We start from the raw sequence: 9,340 nt of genomic DNA, 5'->3' as shown, positions 1-9,340 counted from the left end.
CGGGGCAGTTCCGCAGTGATCACAATGGAGGTTCACATGAGGAAGATGACCGTGCGTCGCACGAGCACCCTGCGCCTGCTGTCCGGCGCCCGCCGGCTCTGGATCGAGTGGTGCTGGTAGGACCCGGTGCGGCGGGCGCCCCCGGGCGCCCGCCCCTGCGGGGCCCGGCCGCCGACCCGGGCGGCTACGACTGCCACCGCGACCACGGCCCGTACGCCGGGGTCGCCGAGTTCCTCGGCCGGGTCGCCGCCGCCCGTCCCCGCCTGGCGTCCCGGCACGCCGTCGAGTTGCACGCCATCGCGCCCGGCCTCGACCACGCCGCCCGACCCGCCGCCGACGAGGAGCCGATCCGGTTCCACCCCGCCCGCCGCACGGCCTGCCTCGCCTACGGCGCGACCGAGTTCGTGGTCGCCTGGGCGGGCACCCTCCGCCGCCCGGTCACGGTGCGCTTCGACCACGTCGACGCCGCCGACGAGACCACCCGCGAGCTGCTGGACGCCCTGTCGCGCCGGGTCGGGCCGTACCCGCTGCGCCTGGACCTGCGCGACGGCGGCGACGCCCGGCGCGACGTCGCGGACCCGACGCCTGCGGCGCTGCGCGCGGCCGTGGGGGAGTCCCTGGCCCGCGGCTTCTACCACCACGCCGCCCGCACCGCCCGGCGCGGGCGCGCCGCCGTCACCGCGACGGGCGACCTGCGGCACTGGTGGGCGTTCACCACCGGCCTGGCCACCGCCCTGGCGGCGCTCGACCGCGCCACCGAGGCGCTCGACCTCTACGACGAGGCCCGCGCCGCCACCGACGACCCGAAGATCACCATGTCGGCCGCGTACGCCACGGCCATGCTGTACGCCCGGCACCTGCCGGCGGCCGACCAGGACCCGGAGCGGGCGCGACACTGGCTGCACCGGGCGCTGCGCCTGGCCGCCGGCCTGGCCGACCCACGCCAGCGGCTGCTGTCCACCGTCTTCTACGAGCAGGGCGTGGCCCTGCTGGACAGCAGGGCGGGCGAGCCCGCCCGCGCGCTGCGGCTGATCGACGACGGGCTGGCCCGCCTGGCGTCGGTGCTCGCCCCCGGCGAACGCCCCCAGGACCTGGCCCGGCTGCGGCACAACCGCGCGCAGGTGCACCTGGCGCTGGGGGACGCCGACCGGGCCCTGACCGAGCTCGACACCGTGATCGCCCACGACCCCGACAACTGCGAGTACTACGTCGACCGGGCCGCCCTGCACCGGGCGGCGGGCCGCACCCGCGCCGCGATCCGGGACTACGACGCGGCGATCCGCCTCGGGCCGCACCTGCCCGAGGCGTACTACAACCGGGCGGTGCTCCAGCAGCAGCGGGGCCGCCCCGGGCGGGCGCGCGCCGACCTCGATCGGGTGCTCGCCATCGAGCCGGGACACCTCGACGCCCGCATCGCCCTGGTCAACCTGCACCTGGAGCGCGGCGCGCACGACGCGGCCGAGGCGGGCGCGCGGGCGGGGCTGGCCCTGGCCCCGCGGGAACCCGCGCTGCTGTGCACCCTCGGGCTCGTGCGCTCCGAGCGCGGCGGATCCGCCGAGGCCGACGAGCTGTTCACCCGGGCCCTGGCCGGCGACCCGGGGCTGGTCGAGGCGTGGACCAACCGGGCCGCCGTCCGGTTCGAACGCGGCGACGTCGCCGCCGCCGTGGCGGACCTGGACCGGGCGGTGGCGCTGGCCGCGTCGGCACCGGTGCCCCACTACAACCGGGGCACGGCGCTGATGCGACTCGGCCGCTGGGACGAGGCCGCCCGCGACTTCGCCCACGCGCTCGCCCAGCCGGGCCTGGACCGGGCGTTGCGCCGCGACCTGCGGGCGGAACTGGCCCGCTGCCGCCGTGCCGGGGCCGGCTGAGCACCGATCGAGGGGGCGCCGCCGCCGCGCCCGCCCCGCCGACGCCCGGTCGACCCCGGTGACTGTCGGCTTTCGGACAGCGACCGTCGGGGGTGTGCGGCACCGCGTCCCGGTGCCCCGGTGACCAGCGCGGTCACGGCGAACGGGCCACGGACACACCCCTATTCGACGGGCCGAGCCGGGACCGGTCCACTGTGTACCTTGACGGTTCACTCCCGCTCGCCGGTGGCAACGCGGGGGCGGTCCGTGCCCCGTGCCGGTCCGCCGCCGCACGAAGGCCCGGCCGGCGGGGCAGCCGGACCTCATTCGAAGGACTACGAATCATGTACGACGCGATAGTCGTCGGTGGGCGCTGCGCGGGCGCCTCCACCGCCCTGCTACTCGCCCGGCAGGGCCACCGGGTGCTGGTGGTGGACCGGTCGTCCTTCCCCAGCGACGTCATCTCGACGCACTTCCTGTGGCCGCACGGCATGTCCTACCTCAACCGGTGGGGCCTGCTGGACCAGGTCACCGCCGTGACCCCCACGCACACGGTCATCGACATCGTCAACGACGGCATCCCGCTGAGCGGCTCGGTGCCCACGTCGCTGCTGCGCGAGCACTTCCGGGACCTGCACGGCGACGACTCGGGCGTCGTGCAGAGCTACGCCTCGGTGCGCCGCCGCGTGCTGGACCAGATCCTCGTCGAGGCGGCGGCCAAGGCCGGCGCCGAGGTCCGCACGCACTGCACCGTACGGGAGCTGATCACCGAAGACGGCCGGGTCGTCGGCGTGCGGGGGCGCGCCGCCGACGGGCGGGAGTTCGAGGAGCGGGCCCGCATCGTCGTCGGCGCCGACGGCCGCAACTCCTTCGTCGCGCGCACCCTCGACCTGCCCCGCTTCGACGAGCGGCCCCGCTGCACGTTCGCCTACTGGAGCTACTGGTCCGGCTTCGACCTCGGCCGGGGGCAGATCCACCGGCGCGGCCGGCTCGGCTGCGCGGTGGTGCCGACCAACTTCGGGCAGAACATGGTCCTCGTCTGGGGGCCCAGCGAGTGGGCCCGGGAGTTCCGCGTCGACGTGCCCGGCAACGTCCAGCGGGCGCTGGACTTCGTCAGCCCCGAGCTGGGCGAGCTGGTCCGCACCGAGGGCACCCGGGAGGAGCGGATCTACGGCACCCTGGACCAGTCGGGGTTCCTCCGGCCGCTGCACGGGCCCGGCTGGGTGCTCGTCGGCGACGCCGAGTCGGCCAAGGACCAGTGCACGGCGATCGGCATGACCCACGCGTTCCGCGACGCGGAGCTGGCCAGCGCCGCCCTGCACCGGTGGCTGACCGGCGAGTCGTCGCTCGACGAGGCGATGGCCGCGTACGAGGGCCGCCGGCGCAGCCAGAACTCCGCCGCCTACTACGACTACGTGTGCACCCTGAGCGAGATGCGGCCGTACCGGCACGACGAGCTGCAACTGTTCGTCGCGTTGCGCGGCAACCAGGAGGAGACCGACCGGTTCATCGCCACGCACGCCGACATCGCGCCGGTCTCCGAGTTCTTCCAGGCGTCCAACCTCTTCCTGCTCAACGACGCCGCCAAGGAGTCCTCCGCCGGCTACCCGGTCTTCGACGACTTCGCCGCGACGTCGCGCACGTACCAGCAGAACCTCTTCGCCTGATGCCGCACCAGGGAGCCGAGACCGTGACCAGCACCGACCTGCACCAGCGCGACGATGGCGAGCTGATCGAGGCCATCCTCGACGCCGCCAGGCGCGGCGACGTCGAGACCATGGCCCGCGAGGCGGCCGAGGTCTCCGAGATGACCCGCAACTGGGCCACCCACATCCCCTGGGACGACCTCGCGACCCTCGACGCCTCCGGGGCCGACGGCGAGCTGGCCCGGGTCGTGGCGGACCTGACGGAGATGTGGGAGCCGGCGCACCTGCGCAACCCCGTCGACCCCGACGAGGAGTACGCGCTGGACAAGAACGCGTACGACTTCTACCGCCCCGCCGGCCGCAACCTGCTCGCCCGCACCGAGGACTTCTACGACTGGGTGCAGGCCCGCCGCCGCACGGAGACCTGGCAGTACTCCCGGGTCCTGGAGGCGGCCCCGGACAGCGTCGCCGAGATCACCAACGACCTGGGCAAGCGGACCCGGGGCATCAACTTCAACTCGCAGGACTACCTGTCGTTCAACACCCACCCGGCCATCCGGGAGGCGGCGGTCCGGGCGATGCGCGACTACGGCCCGCACAGCGCCGGCTCGCCGATGGTGCTCGGCAATACCCGCATCTCCGACGAGCTGGAGGTGGCGCTCGGCGAGCTGGTGGGGCTGGAGCACGTCACGCTCTTCCCGACCGGCTGGTCGGCGGGCTTCGGCGCGATCGTCGGCCTGGTCCGCCAGTCCGACCACGTGGTCATCGACCGGCTCGCGCACTCCTGCCTCCAGCAGGGCGCGCGGGCGGCGACCCGCAACGTGGTCCGCTACGAGCACCTCAACGTCGAGGCCGTGCGCCAGCACCTGGCCGACATCCGGTCGCACGACAGCCGCAACGGCATCCTCGTCGTCACCGACGGCCTCTTCTCCGTCGATGCCGACTGGCCGGACCTGGTGACCCTGCAGCGGGTCTGCCGGGAACACGACGCGACCCTGCTGGTCGACGTCGCGCACGACCTCGGCTCGATGGGGCCGGGCGGCACGGGGGTGCTGGGCATGCAGAACCTGCTCGGCGAGATCGACATCGTCATGGGGGCGTTCTCGAAGACGTTCTGCTCCAACGGCGGCTTCGTGGCGTCGCGCTCCCCGGCCCTGAAGCAGTACGTGAAGATGTTCAGCAACTCGCACTTCTTCTCCAACGCGTTGTCGCCGGTGCAGACCGCCGTGGTCCGGGAGGCCGCCCGGATCATCCGGTCCCCCGAGGGCGACGAGCTGCGCGCCCGGCTGTTCACCGCCATCCACGCGCTGCGCGACGAGCTGACCGGCCGGGGGCTGACCTGCATGGGTGAGCCCTCGCCGATCGTGCCGCTGCTGATCGGCAACGAGAAGCTCGCCCGGACGGCCAACCGGCTGCTGTTCGACCGGGGGGTGCTCGCGTTCATGGTGGAGTTCCCGGTCACCCCGACCGGGTCGTCGCGGTTCCGGCTCCAGGTGCAGGCCGGCCACCGGCCCGAGGAGGCCCGGGAGGCGGCCCGCATCATCGAGGGGGCCATCGCCGACTCGCGGGCGTACCTGTCCAGCGCGTTCGGCAGCGCCGCCCGGTAGCCGCCGGTGGGCGGCGGGCCGGCACCGGCCCGCCGCCCCGCACGTACCGTCAGCCGCCGGCGGGGGCGGGCGAGACCGGCGCGGCCCGGCGGCGACGCCGGGCCAGTGCCCCGAGGACGACGTCGACGACGACGAACGCGAGCAGGGGCCCGCCGAACCAGGGCAGCGCCCACCCGACGGCGACGGTCAGCGCGAGGCCCGGCAGCAGCGCCCACCACGGCAGGCCGCGCAGCCCGCCCCGCGCGGGCGGGGTCCCGACGGGGGCGCGCCGGTCGGCCCGGGTGGGGCGGCGCTGCCACCACATCCGGTAACCCCAGACGATGACGCAGAGCAGGCCCAGGGCGAGCGCGGCGAGCAGCACCTGGTTGACCGGGCCGAACAGCAGACCCATGTGCGCGGCGACACCGAGGCTGCTGAGCTTGGCCAGCAGCGGCCAGTCGGCGAAGTCGCTGCGGTCGGTCACCGTGCCGGCCACCGGGTCGACGGCGATGCGGTCCCGGCCCACGGGCCAGGTGCTGTCGGTCTCGGCGACCGTCCACGCGTCGCCGCTGTCCTCGGCGGGGACGATCCGCATCGGTCCGGTGAGACCGGCGCCGGTGGCGGCGGCCAGCACCCGCTCGAACGTCGCGGGGTCCGCCGACCCGGCGGTGGCGCCGCCGTGCTGGTGCTCCCCGCCACCGGAGGGCGGCGCGCCGGTGAGGCTGGTGGAGACCTCCGGGGTGCCGGCGCGCAACGCGTCGAGCGCGCTGCCGAAATGCCCACCGGCGTACCGGGACCAGGTCAGGCCGGTCGCGGAGAGGAAGAGCAGGCCGACGGCGAGCCAGACCCCGGTGGTCGCGTGCCAGGCCCGGGTGCGCCGCACCCCCTTGCGGGCGGACAGGTCGGGCACGAGCAGGTGCCGGACGCGGGTACGGGCGGTGCCGCGCCGACGCCACCACAGGACGACGCCGCCGCCGACGAGGAGCCACAGCCAGCTCGCGGCGATCTCGGAGTAGTGGCGGCCGAGGTCGCCGAGTTGCAGGTTGCGGTGCAGGTCGTCCAGCCAGGTGGTGACGGGGGTGTAGTCGAACCAGGTGGTCAGCTGCCCCTTGACGGTTGCGGTGTGCGGGTCGACGTAGACGGTGTGCTCCCGGTCGCCGAGGTCGGGCTGGGCGAACACGACCCGGGTGGTGGCGCCGTCCGTGCCCGGCAGCACGGCGGCGACGGTGCCCTCGGGGTGGGCCGCGCGGGCGGCGGCGACCTGCTCGGCGAGGGACTTCGGCGGCCCACCCGGTGCGGCGGTCAGCACGTCGCCGTAGACGACCCGGTCCAGTTGCGGGGTGACGGTGTACGCCAGGCCGGTCAGGGCGGCGACGAACAGGAACGGTGCCACGAGGACACCGGCGTAGAAGTGCAGGCGGAGCAGGAACGCCGCCCACGCCGGGGTGCGGCGCGCCGCCGGGGCGGGCGCGTCGGCCGGGGCGAGCGGCTCCGGCGTCGAGCCTCCGTGCAGTTCGGTGATGGACATATGCTTCCGATCGGAATAGCCGGGATCGTTTCCCGGTGGGACTGCCCCCGTACGACAGGGGTGGGTCCCGTCGTGCCGGTGTCGCGGGGCCCACCGGTGAGGTGGTCGGGCGCGGAGCCGGGGAAGTTCCCGGCCCCGTTGGCGTGACCGCCGTGGGCTACCGTGCGCGCCGCCGGCGCCGCACGCGCCCGGCGGCGAGCGCGCCGCCGACCAAAGCGCAGGCGAGCAGGGCGACGCCGGCCGCCACGGTGACCGGCCCGGGCCCGCCGTCCCGGCCGGCGCGTTCGGCCGCCCCGCTGGCCGGTGCCCCGCTGGGCGGCACGGCGGTGGGCGGGGGGCTCACCGGGGCCGTCGCGGTGGCGGCCGGGTCGGCGACGGTGAACCGGTAGGAGCCCTGCACGGGGTGCCCGTCGGTGGACACGACCCGGTAGGCCACCGTGTAGGTGCCGTCGGGCAGCGGCTCGGCGACGGTGACGGTCGCCCGCGTGCCGGCGACGACCGGCACGCCGGTGGCCACCACCCGCCGGGCGGCGTCGCTGAGCACGACGGTGGTGAGATCCGGGTTCAGCTTCTGCAGGAACCGCACCGTGATCTCGGACGGCGGCGTGGCCAGCCGGGCGTCCGCGGCGGGGGTGGCCGAGGCCAGGCTGTTGTGGGCGGCGGCCGGCGCGGCGGGCGCGACCAGGACCGCCAGGGCGGCCAGCGCGGCGGCGGCTCCCGCGACGCGGGGGTGGCGGACTGGTCTGCGCATGCTGCTCCCTTTCCTGGTGGTGCCGCTCGGGCAGCCGGTGCGCCGGGTGGCGGTCGGCAGCCGGTGCGGTGGTGCCGCTCGGGCGTTCGGTGGCGCCGGTCAGGCGAGCAGCTGCTGGCCGATCCAGCCGCCGTCCGGGCACCCGGGCGGCACGGCGAACACGGCGGAGCCGATCGGGGTGGTCCACTCGTTGAGCAGGTCCCGCTCGGCGAGGCGACGCTGGATGGGCAGGAACTGCGTCGTGACGTCCGCCTGGTACGAGGCGAAGATCAGTCCGCTGTCGGCGGTGCCGTCGGCGGCCGGTACCCCGTCGTAGTTGTACGGGCGGCGCAGGATGCGCAGCCGGTCGTCGGTGACCCGGGCGCGGGTCAGGTGGGAGAAGTCGGGGATGACGGTGAGCCCGGCAGCATCGACGGCGGCGAAGTCGGGCTCGTCGTGTTCGGCCGTGCCGGTCAGCGGGGCGCCGGTGTCGAGCCGACGGCCGACGGCCAGCTCCCGGTCGGCGCGGCCGAGCAGGTCCCAGGTCTCCAGGTTCATGCTGATCCGCCGCACGACCAGGGTGCTGCTGTCCCGCAGCCACGCCGGGCCGTCGGGCACCCACACGGCGGTCTCCAGCGGCCCGCCGGGGCGGGGGTTGGCGGTGCCGTCGAGCTGGCCGAACAGGTTGCGCTGGGTGCGCCCCGGTTCCGCGCCGGCCGCCCGGCGGAAGCCCTGCTGCACCCACGCCACGGTCGCGAACGGCCGGCTGTCCTTGACCAGGACCCGCTGGGCGTGGGCCACCGTGACCGGGTCGTCGGCGCAGATCTGCAGCAGCAGGTCCCCGCCGGACCAGCGGGGCTGGAGGCGGTCGACGCGGAAGGCCGGCAGCGCCGCCACCGACGCCGGCCGGCGCTCGTCGAGGCCGGCGGCCCGGTAGAGGCCGGGGCCGAAGCCGAACGTGACGGTCAGCCGCGCGGGCAGCAGGCCGAGCTCGGGTTCGGTGTCGGCGAGGGCCGGCCGGCCCTGGGAGAGGCGGGCGGCGTCGTCGGTGAGCAGCCGCAGCAGCCGGCCCAGGGCGGCCCGGTCGGTGGCCGGCGCGAGGTTCAGCGCGACGAACGACGCGTGCGCCTGTGGCTCGGTGTCCACCCCCGCCTGGCGCGCGCCGTGGAACGGCACCACCGCGCCGCCGACGTCGGCCACCGGGACCGCCCCGCCGGGGCGTACGTCGGCGTCGTCGGAGCGGGCGGCGGCGATCGCGGCGGCGGCGAGCGTGCCCCCGGCGGCCAGGGCCCCGCCGGTGAGCAGGGCGCGCCTGCGCACCGGACGGCCGGTGGCGGTGCCGGTCATGCGGCGGGGCTCGTGGTCACCTGCGGCGTGCCGCTCATGCCCGGCATCGGGGTCGCGCCGTGGCCGGGGGCGTAGCTCTCCTGCGCGCCGGTGAACGGCTTGGCCACGGCGGTGAAGGTCTGCGTCCGGCCGTCGGCGAAGGTGAGCGTGAAGGAGAGTTCGTCGCCGGCCCGCACCGGCTGCCGGAGGTTCATCAGCATCAGGTGCTCGCCGCCGGGCTCCAGGACGTGGCTGCTCTTCGCCCTGACCACGATGCCGCCCTGCTTGGCCTGCATGACCATCTTGCCGTCCTTCATGGTCATCTCGTGCAGCTCCATCGGGGACACGTCGGTGGCCGCGCCGGTGATGGTCACGTCCGCGTCCCCGTCGTTGACCAGGGTGCCGAAGGCCGCGGTCATGCCCTTGTCGGCGGCCTTCACCCACGGGTCGCGCACGGTCAGCACCCCGGCGGCGGCGCTCGCCGACACCGACGGTGACGGTGACGGGTTCGGTGCAGCGGTGGACGCGTTGTCCGGCGAGCCGCAGCCGGCGGCGACCGCCGCCGTGAGGGCGGCAGTGAGCAGGGCTGCCGTGCGCCGGGGTCGGCGGGGCGCGGTGAGGCTGGGCATGGGTTCCCCTTCGATGATCGATTGCAGGTGGATGGTCGGCGTCAC

7 protein-coding genes are annotated in these 9,340 nt (G+C 75.5%); 3 read left to right on the top strand and 4 right to left on the bottom strand.

The features are described 5' to 3' along the window. Positions 1 to 110 precede the first annotated feature (110 nt). The 3 genes from LPU61_RS31660 (at position 111) to LPU61_RS24895 (ending at position 5,103) form a co-directional block, all read left to right on the top strand. Positions 111 to 1,871, top strand: coding sequence for a tetratricopeptide repeat protein (locus LPU61_RS31660; RefSeq protein ID WP_305071996.1), 1,761 nt, complete (start codon positions 111 to 113; stop codon positions 1,869 to 1,871). Between the two features lie 323 nt (positions 1,872 to 2,194). Beyond that, positions 2,195 to 3,517 carry an NAD(P)/FAD-dependent oxidoreductase gene (locus LPU61_RS24900; RefSeq protein WP_229406326.1) on the top strand — a complete coding sequence of 441 codons (1,323 nt, stop codon included), beginning with the start codon at positions 2,195 to 2,197 and terminating at the stop codon, positions 3,515 to 3,517. Between the two features lie 23 nt (positions 3,518 to 3,540). Then, a complete protein-coding gene (locus LPU61_RS24895) occupies positions 3,541 to 5,103 on the top strand; it encodes an aminotransferase class I/II-fold pyridoxal phosphate-dependent enzyme (protein ID WP_229406325.1) in 1,563 nt (520 codons plus the stop codon). 49 nt (positions 5,104 to 5,152) lie between these two features. Here LPU61_RS24895 and LPU61_RS24890 read toward each other — a convergent pair whose 3' ends face one another. The 4 genes from LPU61_RS24890 to LPU61_RS24875 all read right to left on the bottom strand — a co-directional run bounded on the left by LPU61_RS24890 (position 5,153) and on the right by LPU61_RS24875 (position 9,295). Further along, complete coding sequence (locus tag LPU61_RS24890; RefSeq protein WP_043963425.1) at positions 5,153 to 6,610, bottom strand: PepSY domain-containing protein; 1,458 nt, start codon at positions 6,608 to 6,610, stop codon at positions 5,153 to 5,155. A gap of 157 nt (positions 6,611 to 6,767) precedes the next feature. Further along, positions 6,768 to 7,361 (bottom strand): copper resistance CopC family protein, encoded by a 594-nt coding sequence (locus LPU61_RS24885; protein WP_229406324.1) that lies wholly within the window; start codon positions 7,359 to 7,361, stop codon positions 6,768 to 6,770. A gap of 99 nt (positions 7,362 to 7,460) precedes the next feature. Beyond that, positions 7,461 to 8,687, bottom strand: a complete 1,227-nt coding sequence (locus tag LPU61_RS24880; RefSeq protein ID WP_229406323.1) for a Dyp-type peroxidase — start codon at positions 8,685 to 8,687, stop codon at positions 7,461 to 7,463. Next, entirely contained in the window at positions 8,684 to 9,295 is a 612-nt protein-coding gene (locus LPU61_RS24875; RefSeq protein ID WP_043964693.1) for a copper chaperone PCu(A)C, read from the bottom strand. The genes LPU61_RS24880 and LPU61_RS24875 overlap by 4 nt, the downstream gene beginning before the upstream one ends. Between the last annotated feature and the right edge of the window lie 45 nt (positions 9,296 to 9,340).

This window comes from Micromonospora sp. NBRC 110038, from assembly GCF_020884815.1.
In the GTDB taxonomy this organism is placed as follows: Bacteria; Actinomycetota; Actinomycetes; order Mycobacteriales; family Micromonosporaceae; genus Micromonospora; species Micromonospora haikouensis.
This window is presented reverse-complemented; position numbering and strand designations above follow the sequence as displayed.